This is a genomic window from Bradyrhizobium amphicarpaeae, from assembly GCF_002266435.3.
In the GTDB taxonomy this organism is placed as follows: Bacteria; Pseudomonadota; Alphaproteobacteria; order Rhizobiales; family Xanthobacteraceae; genus Bradyrhizobium; species Bradyrhizobium amphicarpaeae.
Genome location: NZ_CP029426.2, coordinates 4,277,731 through 4,293,563 on the forward strand (window position 1 = coordinate 4,277,731; position 15,833 = coordinate 4,293,563).

Below are 15,833 nucleotides of genomic sequence, written 5' to 3' on the forward strand. Positions count from 1 at the left end.
GCCCTCACTGCCGCATGATGGCGGCGACGCAGAGCAGCACGATCAGCGCCAGGAAGAACAGGTCCATATAGGACTTGAGCTCGCCGTCGCGGCGCAGCCGGGCGACATCGGCGATCACCTGCTTGCGCGCGTTCGTTCCTCCGGAACCGTCATTGATCGGGCCCTGAAGGCGCCGCGTCTCCGCTTCCAGCTTCTCGATCTTCTGGAAGAAATAGAACGCGCGCAACGTCGAGACGGCGCGCATCGCGGCATAGACCAGCACCAGGATCGCCAGGATTGCCCGGTTGGGATACTTCTCCATGAAGTTCAGGCTGAAATAGACCACCGCCATGAACGCGAAGTTGGTGAAGAAGCGATAGACGAAGCTGAGGAAAACCATGCTGGCTCGGGCCTTGAAGTATGCGCAGCCGAATTCGTGCTGCGAAACGCGGGATCGGGACCCAGGCGGGGGCTGGGTTGAGACGGCCGTCTACGCCAACTTTGTTTCAACAAAGATACTGCAAGTCGCCGCCTTTTAGCCACACGCCGCCATAATGCAAGGCGGAGACGCGCCCGCGACGCCTCGATGGCGATTTGGCGGAAGTCGCGATAGACTGGGCGCTACAGCCATATCCGGGGTCTGCCGATGCCGAAGAAGGGAATCACCGGCCACGACGACTGGGTTCTGACCGAGGCCCTCGCGACCGCCCTGGTCGCGCTGGAGCAGCTCGAACCGAAGCACCAGCCGAACGCGCATATGGACGACATCCGCAAGATGCTGGCGAACGGCAAGGAGCCGGCGGCGGTGAGCCTGCACCTCGCCCAGGCCAAATGCCGCCTGTTTCCCGACCTCGACCCGCTGGAGATCTATCGGGACTACGGCATCGGCGAGGAGTATGGCTGACGCGGCCGGCTGCCCGCCCTGCCCTTACGCTAGTTTCGTGACGCCTTGAGCAACGGGCATTCGCTCTCGCTGAGCGGCATGAAGGCGTCCGCTGCAGGTATCTTCTCGACGACGTTGTAATAGTCCCACGGCGTCTTCACGTCCGCGGGCTTCTTGACCTCGACGAGATAGAAATCGTGCACCAGCTTGTTGTCGGCGCGCAGCCGCGCGCCGCGGGCGTAGAAATCGTCGACCGGCATCGCGCGCATCTTGTCGAGCACCGCGTTGGTCTCGTCCGTTCCAGCGGCCGCGGCCGCTCGCAGATATTGCAGCACCGCGGAGTAGACGGCGGCCTGCGGCGCGGTCGGCATGGCCTTGTGGAGCTTGTAGAATCGCTCGCCGAACGCGCGTGTCTCGTCGTTCAGGGCCCAGTACCAGGCGGTCACGGTCGTCAGTCCCTTGGCGGTTTCGACGCCCATGGCGTGCACGTCGGTCAGGAACATCAGCTCGGCGACGGGTTTCTGGGTCCCGACGTTCATGCCGAATTCGTGCCATTGCTTCATGACGGTCACGAGCTGCTCACCGGCATTGGCAAAGGCGACGACCTTGGCCTTCGAGGCCTGGGCCTGCAGCAGGAACGAACCGTAATCGGCGTTTCCGAGCGGATGAAAGACGGAACCGAGCGACTTCGCCTTTCCTTCCGCAAGCACACGCTGGGACACCTCGACCATGTTGCGTCCGAAGGCGTAGTCGGCCGCGATGAAGAACCAGCTGTCGTAGCCTTGCGACACCAGCCTGCGAACCGATCCGGAGACGAGATTGTAATTGTCGTGCAGCCACATCAATCCGGTCGGCGAACATTGCTTGCCGCCGATCTCCGTGGTGCCGACGGCGGAATAGACCACGATCTTGTTCTTGTCGCGCGCGATCGACTGGATGGCGAGAGCCACCGCCGAATTGCCGACGTCGGCGACCATGTCGACGCCGTCGACGTCGAACCATTTGCGGACGATCTGGGCGCCGATGTCAGGCTTGTTCTGATGGTCGGCGACGACGATCTCGACCTTGACATCCGGGGTCGCCTTCTGGAAATCCTCGATGGCCAGCTTCGCGGCGACGACGGAGCCCGGTCCGGAATTGTCCGACAGTGGCCCGGACTGGTCGTTGATGATGCCGAGCTTGATGACCCCGCCGGAGAAGTCGGCCGCCGCACTCCGCTCCGCCAGTGCTGCCGAACCCAGCGCCAGGATGAAGCCCAAGCTCAATCGGCCAAGCCGGCTGCGCGACGATAGCAAGTCTCCAACACGACAAGGCGCCATTGCCCCCTCCGCTGTGACATCGCGACGGCATGTCGGCGATGATCGATCGATGTCCCCTCGCCGACAGCGCGCCGTGCGCCGGCCCCGCGGCGGCCCGGCCGGTCGAAGCTGCCTCGCTATCCCTGCTGCTGGAGGGCCTTCCTGACGAACTCCAGCCGGCGCGCCTGCGCAGGCGCAACCCGTTCCTTCATGGCAGCGACGATTGCGGCGGGCGCCGTGTCCGGCGAGCCGGCGGCAAAGGGCGGAGCAGGATTGTATTCCATCCGCAGCTGGATCATCTCCGCCGCATCACGGCCGCGCAGCATCGCCACTAAAGTGAGCGCGAAGTCGATGCCGGCGGTGATGCCGCCGCCGGTCATGCGATTGCGGTCGATGCAGACCCGCTCCAGCGACAGCTCGGCTCCGAACATCGGCAGCGCATCCCGCGCCGTCCAGTGCGTCGCCGCGCGATATCCCTTCAACAGACCGGCGGCACCGAGCACGAGCGAGCCGGTGCAGACCGAGGTCAAATATTTCGCGCCGCGCTCCTGCTTTCGCAGAAAGGCCAGGACCTCCTCGTCCAGCATCAGCTCGTCGGTGCCGTAGCCGCCGGGAACGCAGATCACGTCGAGCTGCGGGCAATCCGCGAACGTGACGGTCGGCGTCAGCGCGATCACGGAATCGCTCGGCACGGGCTCGATGCGTTTCCAGACCAGATGCACCGTCACGTCGGGCATGCTGGAGAAGACCTGGGCGGGACCGGTGAGATCGAGCTGGGTGACACGCGGAAAAACCAGAAGACCGATCTGCAACGGGCCCGACATATCCATCCTCGACAACGCGCTTGACGGTTGCAGCCTGCCATGTTGGCCTTGCGGTCGAAATGGCTTAATTCCCTCAATTGTGGACACGCCCATGATCGGCTTCCTGATCTTTCCCGAGTTCCAGTTGCTGGATGCGGCCGGTCCGATCTCGGTGTTCGAGATCGCCAGGCGTCACACGCCGGATGCGCCGCGCGTGATCACGGTCGCAACGAAGGCGGGCGCCGTGCGCAGCTCGTCGGGCATCGAGATGCTGGCGCGCAATCTGCGATCGGCAAGCTCGGTCACGACGCTGTTCGTCGCCGGTGGAGAGGGTGTCGAGGCCGCGGCACGCTGCAAGACGACGATCGCCTTCATTCAGCGGCTGGCGAGCCGCGGCGTGCGTATCGCAAGCGTTTGCAACGGCGCCTACCTTCTCGCGCAAGCGGGACTGCTGGATGGGCGCTGCGCGACCACGCACTGGTCCTGCACCCGCGATTTCATCGGACGTTACCCGAAGGTGAGGCTCGAGCCGGACCAGATCTTCATCCGCGACGATCAGGTGTGGACGTCGGCCGGCATCACCGCCGGGATCGATCTCGCGCTCGCCATGATCGCGCAGGACCATGGCGAGGACATCTCGCAAGCCACCGCGCGGCAGCTGGTGCTCTATCATCGCCGCAGCGGCGGACAATCGCAGTTCTCGACCTTGCTCGAGCTCAAGACGCCGAACGGCCGCTTCGGCAGCCTTCTTTCATGGGTGCGCGAGAATCTGGATGCGCATCTCACGGTCGAGGCGCTGGCCGATCGCGCCGGATTGAGCACCCGGCATTTCGTCCGTTCCTTCACCGCCGAGACCGGATCGACGCCGACCAAGGCGGTCGAGCGCCTGCGGGTCGAGGTGGCGCGCGAACGGGTGCAGTCCTCCGGAGAAGCCATCGAGCGCGTCGCCCAATCCACCGGCTTTCGCGACCCCGAGCGGATGCGCAGGGCGTTCATCCGCGCATTCGGCCAGCCGCCGCAGTCGCTGCGACGCTCGGCGCGAAGCGCAGGAGAAGCAGCCGGTCGAACCTAGGGCCCGCCGGCAAGTGAAGCGGAAGCGTAAAACGGTCAATCCGGTGATCGTCCGACCAACTCGCCCAGTTCCTTGCCTTACTGGTCAACCGCTTCCAGCAGCGCGTCGAATTTCGCGATGCGCTGGTCCAGCCGCCACAGCTCGATGCGGTGCGTCCGCACGAGTGCGGCGGCCTCGCGCTTGGCCTGCTCGTCGTCGTCGCAGACGAGATTGATGCATCCGAACACGTGCCCGTCCGGATCGATCTGGAACGCGCGGTAGTGCTTGAAGCTCTGCACCGTCATTCTCCGCGTTTCGGGCAAACCGGTGTGCTCAGCCAGTCCGTCAGGTTCGAGGTCACCTCGTTCTGCTTGGCGCGCTGCAACAGCAGCTCCCGCTCCTTGCCGGGCGGCAGGCTGAGTGCGCGCTCGCGAGCGTTCTCGGCGAATGCGGCCAACCGCTCCTGAAGCGATTGGGTTTGTTTCCTGCGGTTGCGTGTGGCGGTCATGGTCTTTCACGGCTCTGTTTTGAGAGGCGGACGGGGGCAACCCGCCGCTGATGTCCGCAGCTTCCGCCGCGCCCGACGGTTCCGGCATTTCAATATGTTAAGGCCACGGGATTTTGCCCCAAGCTCGCCGCGTCAGCTGAAAGACGGCCAAGCGCCGGTGACGGGAGTGGCCGCCGGGCTGGCTCCAATGGCGGTCATCTCGTCGCGCGTTGTTCCGGGCGGAAGGCGTGGTGTTTACGAGCCGGTGCAGTGCGAAGAATTGCACATCGCCTAGCAACCATCGTCCACCCCTCGACTTACATGCCAACTGGTTCAGTCGGGAGAATGCAAAGATGAAGGCGCTGGTTTGGCACGGCAAGGAGGACATTCGCTGCGACACCGTCACCGATCCGGAGATTCAGGACGCGCGCGATGCCATCATCAAGGTGACGAGCTGCGCGATCTGCGGCTCCGACCTGCATCTCTTCCACAATTTCATTCCGGGCATGCTGCCCGGTGACATCATGGGTCACGAGACCATGGGCGAAGTGGTCGAGGTCGGTTCCGGCGTCGACGGCAAGCTCAAGAAAGGCGACCGCATCGTCGTGCCATTCACGATCATTTGCGGCGAGTGCGACCAGTGCAAGCGCGGCAATTTTTCCGTGTGCGAGACCACCAACCGCAAGCGCCACCTCGCCGACAAGGCGTTCGGCCACGCCACCGCCGGCTTGTTCGGCTACACGCATCTGACCGGCGGCTATCCGGGCGGCCAGGCCGAATATCTCCGCGTGCCCTATGCCGACGCCACCCACATCAAGGTGCCGGCAGGCATTCCCGACGAACAGCTGCTCTTCCTCAGCGACATCTTCCCGACCGGCTGGCAGGCCGCGGTACAGTGCGACATCGAGCCGACCGACACGGTCGCGATCTGGGGCTGCGGCCCCGTGGGGCAGATGGCGATCCGCAGCGCCATCCTGCTCGGCGCCAACCAGGTGATCGCGATCGACTGCCTGCCCGAGCGGCTCAGCATGGCGGAAGCCGGCGGCGCCACCACGATCAATTTCGAGACCGAGAGCGTGGTGGAGCGGCTTCAGGAGCTGACCGACGGCCGGGGTCCGGAGAAGTGCATCGATTGCGTCGGCATGGAGTCGCACGTGATGCCTTCCCTGCCCGATACCCTGCTCGACCGCGCCAAGCAGATGGTGATGGCGGAAAGCGACCGGCCGCACGTGCTGCGCGAGATGATCTATGTCTGCCGTCCCGGCGGAATCATCTCGGTGCCGGGCGTGTATAGCGGCCTGTCCGACATGCTGCCGATGGGTGCCTTCATGAACAAGGGCCTGACGATGCGGACCGGTCAGACCCACGTCAACCGCTGGACCGACGACCTGCTCCGCCGCATCGAGGAGGGCGAGATCGATCCCTCCTTCGTCATCACCCACACCGTCCCGCTCGAGCAGGGTCCCGAGATGTATCAGGTGTTTCGCGACAAGCGCGACTCCTGCGTCAAGGTCGTGCTGAAGCCCTGAAGGAGCAAGCCATGTTTCATTTCTCCAACATCGTCCGCACCAAGGGCGACCCGAAGATCATCGAAGGCGGGCCGAGCCTGAAGCAGCCCGTCGACCAGCTCGCCCGCGCGCTCGGCTGGTTCAGCATCGGCCTCGGCGTCGTCGAATTGCTCGCACCGAGGCGCGTCACCGAGACGCTGGGCATGGAAGGCCACGAGACCATGGTGCGCGCCTTCGGCGTGCGCGAGATCATGGCCGGCATCATGTCGCTGTCGGTCGAGAAGAACGCCGGTCTGTGGGCCCGCGTCGGCGGCGACGGGCTCGACGCCGCCGCGCTGCTGTCGGGACTCACCGCCGACAATCCCAAGAAGGGCAACATCGCACTGGCGCTGCTGGCAGTCGGCGGCATCGCCATGCTCGACTACCGCGCGGCGCAGGACACCAAGCCGAGGCGGCCGGCGCGGGATGCACAGCGCAAGCTGTATCCGAACCGCAGCGGCTTCCCCAAGGGCATCGAGAGCGCCCGAAATGCGGCGAGGCAGATCGCAGCGCCCGCCAAGGCGTGACCTCGCTGATCTGCGCTGAGAGCCGCGAGGAACCATCCGGACGTCGGCGCGTCTGATCTCCGTCTCCGAAGTCCCCCCTGCGGAGGCAGACTGCACGAAACCGCGACCCCGGCGTTCACCGCCCCTTCAGGCGCCGGGGTCAGCGGCGTGTCAATCAGGCGCCCTACTCCCGCCAGAACTCCGCAAGCTCTTCCGTGGTCACGAGATCCACCTGACCGTGAAAGCGGGTGCGGTACATCGTCATGAGCGCGTCGTGCCCGACGTCGGACGAGCTGCACAAGGCGTCCTCGACGATGACGATCCGGAAGCCGAGATCGACCGCGCTCATCACCGTCGACAAGACGCAGACGTCGGTCTCGGCGCCTGAGACCACGGCCGTGCCGACGTTCTTTTCGACCAGCAGCCGCGCAAGGCCGGGATTGCTGAATGCGGAATAGGCCGGCTTGTCGATGACGGTAGCCGGCGGCACGAACCGGCCCAGGACCGGTACGAGGTCGAGAGCGGATGGCGGAAGATGCCTGCGGGTCGCCTGATGCCAGTGCCGGAAATAGCTCTGCCATTGACCGGGCCGATCCTGGGGGCTCTCCGGCGTGACGAAGCGCGTGAAGATCGTCCTCGCTTCGTACCGCTCAACGATCGAGATGATCGTCGGCAGGACACGCTCCATCCAGGGTGTCGCCCACAGGCCGCCGGGAGCAAAAATGGTCTGCATGTCAATGCACAGATGAACGGCGTCTCTGATCTCGGCAATTTCCGAGGCGCTGTCTCTCATGGTCCTCCAGTCCTGATCTTGCTTCCGTCACACAATGGGGTGTCACGACGCCGAAACCGGCGCCTCTCCGGCCTCAACCGTCTCGACAATGGTGTCCTTGAACACGCGCACCGGAACGGATTTGGCCGCGGGAACCTTGCTGCCCTCCGCATAGTGCCACAGCGGAATCAGAACGTTGCACTCCGGAAAATATCCCGCGAGGCTCCTGCGCGGGATGCCGTAGGGGACGACTTGAAGTTCGTCCAAGCTGCGCTCGACGCCATCCCCTGCCTCCGTCACCAGCGTGACGGTGTCTCCCGATGTCAGCCCTTCATCCTCCATGTCGACAGGGTTCATGAAGACGACATAGCGACCTCCCGTGATGCCGCGGAAGCGGTCGTCTTCGCTGTAGATCGTCGTATTGAACTGTCCATCGGCGCGCATCGTCATCAGCTCGTAGACGCCGTCACTCTCGGGCGGCGGCGCAAAGGCCGACTTTGGAACGGTGAAGTTCGCCTTGCCGTTCGGCGTCTTCCACTTTCGCTCGCGGGCCCCAAGCGGCCGCGGAAATCCGCCGGGCTCGAACATGCGCTTGTTGAAGTCCTTGAACTGGTCGGGATAGGTCCGCTCGATCGCGTCCCGAACTTTCGAATAATCGCCGACCCATGTGTCCCAATCGATCTTCGGATTTGGCTTCAGCGTCGCCTTCGCGAGCGCGGCGACGATCGCCGGCTCGGACAGGAGATGTTCGGCCACGGGTTTGCGCTGGCCGCGCGAGCCGTGGATGCAGGCTGTCGAATCCTCCATCGACACCGCTTGCTCGCCGCTCTCCTGCCGGTCGATCTCGATCCGGCCAAGACACGGCAAGAGATAAGTTACCTCGCCGGGCACGAGGTGGGTGCGGTTAAGCTTGGTCGCGATCTGCACGGACAAGCGAAGGCCGGACCATGCGGGCTCCATCAATGAGCGCTCCGGGACAGCGCGCAGAAAATTGCCGCCGAGACCGACGAAGCCGCGAACGCTGCCCTTCAGGATGCCCTCGCAGGCATCGACGGTGGAAACCCCGTCCCAGCGCGGCGGCTCGAAATCGTAGAGCTCGGCGAGCCTGTCGAGCGGCACCAGCCTGGTCTTCTCGGAGATGCCGACCGTGCGCTGGCCCTGGACGTTGGAGTGGCCGCGGATCGGCGAAATCCCAGCACCGGGCTTGCCGATATTGCCGCGGAGCAGCAGCAGGTTGATGATCATCTTCGCCGTCTCGACGCCGTGCTTGTGCTGGGTGATGCCCATTCCGTAATTGGCGATCACGGCATTGGCGGCCATGTAGGTATCTGCGGCCTCGCGCAGGGCCATCCGGGTAAGGCCCGACGCCCGCTCGATCTCATCCCAATCCTGTGCTCGGCAGAAGGCGGCGAATTCCTCGAAGCCGGCACAGTGGTCCTGAATGAACGCGACATCGACGACCCGCGCGGCCCCATTGTCACGGGCGAGGTCGTCCGCCTCGATCACCCATTTGCAAATCCCGGTGATGGCGGCGGCATCGCCGCCGATCCGCACCTGACAATATTGCGAGCTGATGCGCGTGCCGCCGGCGAGCATCTGTACCGGATTTTGCGGATTGACGAAGCGCTCCAGACCGCGCTCGCGCAGTGGATTGAAGGTCACGATCGGCACGCCGCGCTGCGCCGCCTCCTGCAACGGATGCAGCATGCGCGGCGCATTCGTGGTGGTGTTGTGACCGAAGAAGAAAATGCAATCGGTGACTTCGAAATCCTCCAGCAGAACCGTGCCGACCGGAACTCCGATCACCTCCGGCAATGCCACCGACGTGCTCTCGTGACACATGTTGGAGCTGTCGGGAAAATTGTTGGTCCCGTACATGCGACCGAACAATTGGTACATGTAGCTCGTTTCGAGCGACGCGCGGCCGGACGTGTACATGACGACCGAGCGGGGATCGAGCCGGTTCAGCTCACCGCCGATATCCCGGAAAGCATCGTCCCAGGCGACCGGCAGGTATTTGTCGCTGCCCCTGTCGTAACGCATCGGGGTGGTCAGGCGTCCCTGCTCTTCCAATTGATGATCCGACCAGGTTCGCAGTTCGGCCAGCGTATGTTGCGCGAAGAATTCAGGCGTTACGGTCTTGCCGGTCACTTCCCAGGCGGTCGCCTTGGCGCCGTTCTCGCAGAACTCGAACGGACGCGGCTTGGCCGGCTTGGCCCAGGAACAGCTCACGCACATGAATCCGCCGGGCTTGTTCTGCTTCAGCAGGATCTCGCTGCCGAGGACCGCGACCTCCTCCTGCGTCAGGATGTGCGCCACGGCGTTGAGCGAACCCCAGCCACCGGCGGGAGACTCATAGGTCTCGACTTTTGCCTTTTGTCGCATGACGCATCCTTCGATCGCAGACCCAGCCTGCACCCAAAACCCGAGATGCCATCGCAAGTTCCTTAGGGTGTTCGGAACCTTGCCGTGACTGGCGCGTCATTGCTCGATCCGAGGACGCATCCATGCACGGCTCTCAAATCGGCGTAAGCGATAGCGCATCCACGCCCCCCGCCTCGGTCGCGATGCCCCGGCTCACGTCGAACGGGGCGCATGATGCCCGCATCGTGGCCGAGGAATGTGCCGTGGCGCTCGTCTATGACGGCACGACCGCCGCCGTGCTGATGGCTACTCCGGCCGATCTGACGGACCTGGCCCGCGGATTCAGCCTCACCGAAGGGATCATTGGGGACATCGGCGAGATCGAGGACCTCTCCGTCGTCCCGGGTCCCGACGGCATCGAGCTTCGGCTATGGCTGCGGCCGGACGCCGGGCGGCGGCTGAAGGAGCGACGGCGGCTGCTGGTGGGACCGACCGGCTGCGGACTGTGCGGTATCGACAGCCTGCGCGAGGCCGGGCGGATCGTCCCGCCCGTCGGACACACCGCCTGCCTCGCACCCGAGCAGATCGGCGCGGCGATTGCGGCTCTCACGGAGCAGCAGACCCTCAATCACCGGACTCACGCAACGCACGCGGCAGGTTTTTTCCAGCCGGGCAGCAGCTCCATGATGGTTCGCGAGGACGTGGGTCGCCACAACGCGCTCGACAAGCTCGCCGGAGCACTCGCCGTGGAGGGAATAGCCGGGTCCGCCGGCGCCATCATCCTCACCAGCCGGATATCGGTCGAGATGGTGCAGAAGACGGCGGCAATCGGCGCGGGACTCGTCGTCGGCATGTCGGCGCCGACCGCGCTGGCCATTCGGACGGCGGAGGCCAGCGGCATCGCGCTGGTCGGCATCGCGCGTGGACACGCGTTCGAGATCTTCAGCCATCCGCAGCGAATTTACGGTCAGCGCACCTGAACGCCCGCGGCCGGCGCCACGTCGAGGCGCACTGCGACACCCTCCAGCTCCGGGCCTGGCGCCGGGTAGAGCTTCATGACGAGCGGATCATGGCCGGGAACGATGTGGTCCGCATCCGGCGCGGCAGCGCGCAGCTTGTCGAAGCCCACCAGCATGTCGCCGACGTGAAACGCCGTCGTGAACGGACGCTCGCTGGTCAAGTTCTCGTAGAAATGGCTGACGTCGGAGGCGAGCACGACAGCGCCGCGGCGCGTGTTAACGCGGACGAATTGAAGACCGGCGGAATGCCCGCCGGCCGCATGCACCGTCAGCCCGGGCGCAATCTCGGCATCGCCGTCGTAGAACAGCACCCGCCGCGCATAGTTCAGCCGCACGATGCCGCAGACGTCCTCGACCTCGAACGAATGCGACAGCCGCGGATATTGCATATAGCGGCCGGTGGCGTAGGCGAGCTCGCGCTCCTGCAGATGAAACCGCGCGTTGGGAAACCGGTCGAAATTGCCGGCATGGTCGTAATGCAGATGCGTGAGGATCACGTCCTTGACGTCGGCGACATCGACATCGAACGCAGCAAGCGTCTCCACCGGGCAGCGCAGGAAATTCCGCCTGCGCTGCCTGGCGACCTCCGCGTTGAAGCCGGTATCGATGACGAAGGTGCGCCCGCCGCCCCGCGCCAGCCACATGAAATAGTCCATCGGCATCGGCCCGTCATGCGGGTCGCCACCGATGAAGTGCTCGCTCCGCTGCGCCTCCCGCGTGGCATAGCGGATGGCGAAGAGCTCGTAGTCCGTATCAGCCATGGTGCTGCTCAGGAGCCGGCGGCGTCGACCTCGTTGAACGCCTCGCGCGCGTTGCGGAAGGCGTCGATGCCGGCGGGCACGCCGCAATAGACGGCGACCTGGAGCAGGATCTCCTTGATCTCCTCCTTCGTGAGTCCATTCTTCAAGGCGCCCTTGACGTGCAGCTTCAGCTCGTGCGGCCGGTTCAGTGCGCCGAGCATCGCCAGATTGACGATCGAGCGTGTGCGCCGGTCGACGCCGGGCCGCGTCCACAAGGCGCCCCAGCAGAATTCGGTCGACCATTCGGCCATGGTGCGGGTGAATTCGTCGGCACCGGCGATGGACTTGTTGACGTAATCCTCGCCAAGCACTTCCTTGCGAACCTTGAGGCCCTTGTCGAACAGTTCGGTCTTGCTCATGATCGTCCCTTTCAGGTCTTGAGAGAGTTTGAGTTTGGAAGTTGATTAGCGCGATGGCGGCCGCAGCGATCGCAGGAGAGTGGCGACGTCATCCACCGCGTCGAGCCGCCAGACCGCGTCGATGACACGGTCTGCGTCCCAGTCGCTACGACCGGTCCGCACGCCCTCGCGCAATTTGGCCTCGATGTCGCGATCCGTGAGCGGCGCGGCCTGGCTGCCACGCGGCGCGATCACGGTCTCGGTGAGCAGTTCGCCCGACGCCAGGCGCAACGTCACGCGCGCGGCGCCATCGGGCATCTCGCCGTCCAGTTCCGCACTCACCTTCTGCCGCAACCGCACGATGTCGGGCCGGATCACCGTCTCATGCGCGAACTCGGCGACCCCGGCCGTGCCCAGCAGCAGGCCGCAGGCCACGCAATGATGGATGCTGACGCGCGCGTCGCGCTCGTTGTTGACGGGACGGTCGCCGCGGGCGAGCAGCAGCGCCGAGCCCTGCACCGTCACCTGCTCGATCTGGTCGACCCGCCCGCCGATGCGCGCGCGCAATGAGAGGCAGGCATCGATCACCGCGTGAAACACGATGCCGGCTGGATACGGCTTGTAGGTATTCTTCGCGATCTCCCAGGTCTTGCCGAGACCGTCGAGCAGCCGCGCGATGTCGGGCTCGTCGCCCATGGTGCGGGCCCAGCCGAGCGGACCCTCGATGGCACGGGGCGCGGCTTCATAGCCCTGCTGCGCCAGCAGCGCGGCGAACAATCCGTTCCGCGCCGCGTTTCCCACGCTGACATTCTTGGCCGCGCTGGGCAGGTTCTCGACATTGCCCGCCGACTGGCTCGCCGCCACGCCGATCGCGTTCGCAATGCCCTCCCGCGGCAGGCCAAGCAGCTTCGCACAGGCCGCGGCCGCGCCAAAAATCCCGCAGGTCGACGTGATGTGCCAGCCGCGCGCATAATGGCGCGGCGAGACCGAATTGCCGATACGGCATTCGACATCCACGCCGAGAATGAAGGCGGTCAGCACCTCGCGCCCCGACAGCTTTCGCGTCTCCGCGAGCGCGAATAGGGCGGCTGCGACCGGCGCGGCGGGATGAATGATCGTCTCGGGATGGGTGTCGTCGAAGTCGAGCAGATTGGCCGAGATGGCGTTGAGGAACGACGCGCAGAGCGCATCCATCGGCTCGGAGTGGCCGATCACCGTCGATGTCGCGCCACCGCTGAACGGTGCCAGCGTGCGAATCGCGGCGATGACGACGGGATCGCGTGCGGAGCCGAGCGCGGTCGCGAAGAAATTGAGGATCGATCGTCGCGCTTCGCGGCTCTGCGCTTCCACCTCCACCCATGACGAGGCAGCGACGAAATCGGCGAGCGTCCTGCTCACGCTTGGAATGGAGTCTTGCGGCACGCGGGGCGTCTTCCTCGTTTTGTCCGGACCTTATGCCGATCCGCGGCAAACTGTCGACCCCAAATCTTATGCTTGACAGCTTGTCTGACAATCATAACAATCCGGCCCGTTGGCGCGAACTCACGCTGCCACGACGACGGCGGCCGCGACGGCCGGCCGGCGAATGCGTTTGCCAAAGATCAAGAAGGCGCGCCCCGCGTGGGACCGCGCGACAGGGAGTAGACGATGGCGGGAGAGATTCTCGGCGTAATCGGCACGGGCCGCATGGGCGGCCCGATGGCGGGACGATTGATGGACGCGGGCTATTCGCTCGTCGTCTATGACACGCAGGCCGGGGCGACCGAGCCGCTGGTCAAGCGCGGCGCGGTCCTCGCCAGCTCGCCTGCAGATGTCGCCTCACGCTCCGACATCGTGCTTGCCAGCCTGCCGACACCCGACATCGTCAAGGCCGTTGCGCTCGGCCAGGACGGCATCGGCAGCGGCACCCGCGCCAAGATCGTCATCGATCTCTCGACCTCGGGCCCGGGCGCTGCGAAGTTCGTCGCGGAAGGCCTGAAGGCCAAGGGCATGACGCTGGTCGATGCGCCCGTGAGCGGCGGCATCAAGGGCGCCGTCAACGGCACGCTGGCGGTGATGGTGTCCTGCCCGCAGGCGACCTACGAGACCGTGCAGCCGATCCTGAAGAATTTCGGCAAGCTGTTCTACACCGGCGACAAGCCCGGCGTGGCGCAGACCGCCAAGCTCGCCAACAATCTGATGGCGGCCGCCGCGCTGGTGATCACGTCGGAAGCCGTCGCGATGGGCGTCAAGGGCGGCGTCAACGCCAAGGTCCTGATCGACATCATCAACGCCAGCAGCGGCCGCAACAGCGCCTCGGAAGACAAATTCCCCCGCGCGGTGCTGCCCGGCACGTTCGATTTCGGCTTCGCGACCGGCCTCTCCTACAAGGACGTCCGTCTCTGCGTGGACGAAGCCGAGGCCATGGGCGTGCCGATGGTCTGCGGCGCGGTGGTGCGGCAGATGCTCGCGATCACCAACGCCAAATACGGGGCCTCATCCGACTTCACCTCGATCGCCAAGGTACTCGAAGAGTGGGCCGGCGTCGAGATGCGCGGCTGATCGCGCAGGCCAGGGAGAGCAACCCGCGATGACGATCGGCCCGACCATATCCGGCAAGGTCCCGCTCGCGCGCCAGATGGCGCGGAGCGTGCTTGCGCTGGATATCGGCTTTTTCGGGCCTGAGGTGGTCGCCAAGGCAAAGCTCTGCCTGCTCGACTTCCTGTCCTGCGCGTTCGAGGCGGGCCATCATCCCTGGAGCCGCCAGGCCGTTGCGATCGCGCAAGAAGGCGGCAGCGCAACGATCGTCGGAACGTCGCAGCTCTCCTCTCCGGCCGACGCGGCCTTCGCCAATGCGGTGATGGGGCACGGCCTGGTGCGCGAGGACATGCATGCGGCCAGCATCGCCCACCACGGCGTGGTGATCTGGCCGGCCCTGCTCGCATTGTCGGAACAGGCGCCGCTGCGCGGGGGCAGGCTGCTGGCGGCCGCCATCATCGGCTACGAGACCGGTGCGCGGATCGGCCGCGCGCTGCTGACCTCGGACCTCGCACGGCTCTATCGCCCCACCGGCCTCGTGGCTCCCCTGGGCGCCGCGCTGGCGGGAAGTTTCGCGCTCGGCCTCTCCGAGGACGAAGCCACCAGCGCCATCGCGATCGCGGCCAATACCTCCAGCGGGCTCAACGAGTGGCCGCATGCGGGCGGCTCCGACATGTATTTTCATCCCGGCTTTGCCGCCAGCAACGCGATCAAGGCGGTCGGCCTTGCCGCGGTCGGCGCGTTCGGCTCGGGCACCATCATCGAAGGCGAAGCCGGACTGTTCGCCGCCTATCGCCGCCAGGCCGCGCCCGACAGCATCGCCCTCTTCCCCAATGGGGAGTGCGAGATCATGGCCGTCTACAACAAGCCGGTTCCGGCCTGCAATTTCGCGCAGACCGCGGCTCAAGCAGCGCTCCGTGTCTCGCTCGAGCTCGCCAATACGGACGAGATCGACCGGATCGTCGTTCGCGCGCCTGCTGCCGCCGTGCGCTATCCCGGCTGTGATTCAATGGGGCCCTATCGCAACGCGCTCCAGGCCAAGATGAGCATCCCCTTCAGCGTCGCGGCGACGCTGGCGCGGGGCGAGATCGAGGAAGAGAATTATTCCGAGCCCGGCGATGCCGACATCGTCCGCCTTGTTGCTGTCACCGAGCTCGAGGCCGATGCCGGCTTCACCGCCGCCTTCCCCGGCAAGCAGGGCGCGGAGGTGACCGTCCATCTGCGCAGCGGCCGGACCATCCGGCACGCCCTGCCCGACGTCATCGCGGCCACGCCGTCGGACATTCGCTCACGCTTTCGCAGCTCGGCAGCCACGGTCCTCGGCGAGGACCGCGCGCGCCGGCTCGAGCAACTCATCGACGATTGCGAGCAGCTCGGCAATGACGGCGACATCGCCGCGCAGTGCCGCCTGAACGCAACGGAACGGGCTCTACGATCGGCATCATAAGAAGTGCCGGAGAATACGGGGG

General features: G+C 65.4%; 17 protein-coding genes. 7 read left to right on the plus strand and 10 right to left on the minus strand.

The features are described 5' to 3' along the window. Positions 1-4: 4 nt before the first annotated feature. Positions 5-379, minus strand: a complete 375-nt coding sequence (locus CIT40_RS19900; RefSeq protein ID WP_094891950.1) for a hypothetical protein — start codon at positions 377-379, stop codon at positions 5-7. Positions 380-625: 246 nt separating this feature from the next. Between CIT40_RS19900 and CIT40_RS19905 the strand changes: the two genes are divergently transcribed. Then, on the plus strand, positions 626-883 hold the full coding sequence (locus CIT40_RS19905; protein ID WP_162307580.1) for a hypothetical protein: 258 nt from the start codon (positions 626-628) through the stop codon (positions 881-883). A gap of 29 nt (positions 884-912) precedes the next feature. Here the strand turns inward: CIT40_RS19905 and CIT40_RS19910 are convergent, their stop codons facing one another. Both CIT40_RS19910 and CIT40_RS19915 read right to left on the minus strand, forming a co-directional pair. After that, positions 913-2,127 (minus strand): ABC transporter substrate-binding protein, encoded by a 1,215-nt coding sequence (locus tag CIT40_RS19910; RefSeq protein ID WP_244611809.1) that lies wholly within the window; start codon positions 2,125-2,127, stop codon positions 913-915. A 170-nt stretch (positions 2,128-2,297) separates the two neighbouring features. Next, positions 2,298-2,984 carry a DJ-1/PfpI family protein gene (locus CIT40_RS19915; protein WP_094892064.1) on the minus strand — a complete coding sequence of 229 codons (687 nt, stop codon included), beginning with the start codon at positions 2,982-2,984 and terminating at the stop codon, positions 2,298-2,300. Positions 2,985-3,075: 91 nt separating this feature from the next. Here CIT40_RS19915 and CIT40_RS19920 point away from each other — a divergent pair, with 91 nt between their 5' ends. After that, the gene (locus CIT40_RS19920; protein ID WP_094891952.1) at positions 3,076-4,035 is read left to right on the plus strand and encodes a GlxA family transcriptional regulator; all 960 of its coding nucleotides are present in this window, start codon (positions 3,076-3,078) and stop codon (positions 4,033-4,035) included. Positions 4,036-4,112: 77 nt separating this feature from the next. Here CIT40_RS19920 and CIT40_RS19925 read toward each other — a convergent pair whose 3' ends face one another. Both CIT40_RS19925 and CIT40_RS19930 read right to left on the minus strand, forming a co-directional pair. Then, on the minus strand, positions 4,113-4,319 hold the full coding sequence (locus tag CIT40_RS19925) for a hypothetical protein (RefSeq protein ID WP_193550872.1): 207 nt from the start codon (positions 4,317-4,319) through the stop codon (positions 4,113-4,115). Further along, complete coding sequence (locus CIT40_RS19930) at positions 4,316-4,522, minus strand: hypothetical protein (RefSeq protein ID WP_094891953.1); 207 nt, start codon at positions 4,520-4,522, stop codon at positions 4,316-4,318. The genes CIT40_RS19925 and CIT40_RS19930 overlap by 4 nt, the downstream gene beginning before the upstream one ends. A gap of 332 nt (positions 4,523-4,854) precedes the next feature. Between CIT40_RS19930 and CIT40_RS19935 the strand changes: the two genes are divergently transcribed. Further along, the gene (locus tag CIT40_RS19935; RefSeq protein WP_094891954.1) at positions 4,855-6,030 is read left to right on the plus strand and encodes a zinc-dependent alcohol dehydrogenase; all 1,176 of its coding nucleotides are present in this window, start codon (positions 4,855-4,857) and stop codon (positions 6,028-6,030) included. An 11-nt stretch (positions 6,031-6,041) separates the two neighbouring features. Continuing rightward, a complete protein-coding gene (locus CIT40_RS19940; RefSeq protein ID WP_094891955.1) occupies positions 6,042-6,575 on the plus strand; it encodes a hypothetical protein in 534 nt (177 codons plus the stop codon). Between the two features lie 163 nt (positions 6,576-6,738). Here CIT40_RS19940 and CIT40_RS19945 read toward each other — a convergent pair whose 3' ends face one another. Both CIT40_RS19945 and CIT40_RS19950 read right to left on the minus strand, forming a co-directional pair. Beyond that, positions 6,739-7,347, minus strand: a complete 609-nt coding sequence (locus tag CIT40_RS19945) for a cysteine hydrolase family protein (protein WP_094891956.1) — start codon at positions 7,345-7,347, stop codon at positions 6,739-6,741. A gap of 42 nt (positions 7,348-7,389) precedes the next feature. Then, positions 7,390-9,711, minus strand: coding sequence for an FdhF/YdeP family oxidoreductase (locus CIT40_RS19950; RefSeq protein ID WP_094891957.1), 2,322 nt, complete (start codon positions 9,709-9,711; stop codon positions 7,390-7,392). Between the two features lie 182 nt (positions 9,712-9,893). Here CIT40_RS19950 and fdhD point away from each other — a divergent pair, with 182 nt between their 5' ends. Further along, the gene (gene fdhD, locus CIT40_RS19955; RefSeq protein WP_094891958.1) at positions 9,894-10,670 is read left to right on the plus strand and encodes a formate dehydrogenase accessory sulfurtransferase FdhD; all 777 of its coding nucleotides are present in this window, start codon (positions 9,894-9,896) and stop codon (positions 10,668-10,670) included. On the opposite strand, the gene CIT40_RS19960 is transcribed toward fdhD, so the two are convergent. The 3 genes from CIT40_RS19960 to CIT40_RS19970 are packed head-to-tail and all read right to left on the minus strand — an operon-like array spanning position 10,658 to position 13,245. Continuing rightward, positions 10,658-11,470, minus strand: coding sequence for an N-acyl homoserine lactonase family protein (locus CIT40_RS19960; RefSeq protein ID WP_094891959.1), 813 nt, complete (start codon positions 11,468-11,470; stop codon positions 10,658-10,660). The genes fdhD and CIT40_RS19960 overlap by 13 nt on opposite strands. An 8-nt stretch (positions 11,471-11,478) precedes the next feature. Next, entirely contained in the window at positions 11,479-11,868 is a 390-nt protein-coding gene (locus CIT40_RS19965) for a carboxymuconolactone decarboxylase family protein (RefSeq protein WP_094891960.1), read from the minus strand. A gap of 45 nt (positions 11,869-11,913) precedes the next feature. Further along, entirely contained in the window at positions 11,914-13,245 is a 1,332-nt protein-coding gene (locus tag CIT40_RS19970; protein WP_244611811.1) for an MmgE/PrpD family protein, read from the minus strand. 249 nt (positions 13,246-13,494) lie between these two features. Here CIT40_RS19970 and CIT40_RS19975 point away from each other — a divergent pair, with 249 nt between their 5' ends. Both CIT40_RS19975 and CIT40_RS19980 read left to right on the plus strand, forming a co-directional pair. After that, positions 13,495-14,388, plus strand: a complete 894-nt coding sequence (locus tag CIT40_RS19975; protein ID WP_094891962.1) for an NAD(P)-dependent oxidoreductase — start codon at positions 13,495-13,497, stop codon at positions 14,386-14,388. Between the two features lie 28 nt (positions 14,389-14,416). Beyond that, positions 14,417-15,811: an MmgE/PrpD family protein gene (locus CIT40_RS19980; protein WP_094891963.1), complete on the plus strand. Its 1,395-nt coding sequence runs from the start codon at positions 14,417-14,419 to the stop codon at positions 15,809-15,811. The last annotated feature ends 22 nt before the right edge of the window (positions 15,812-15,833 follow it).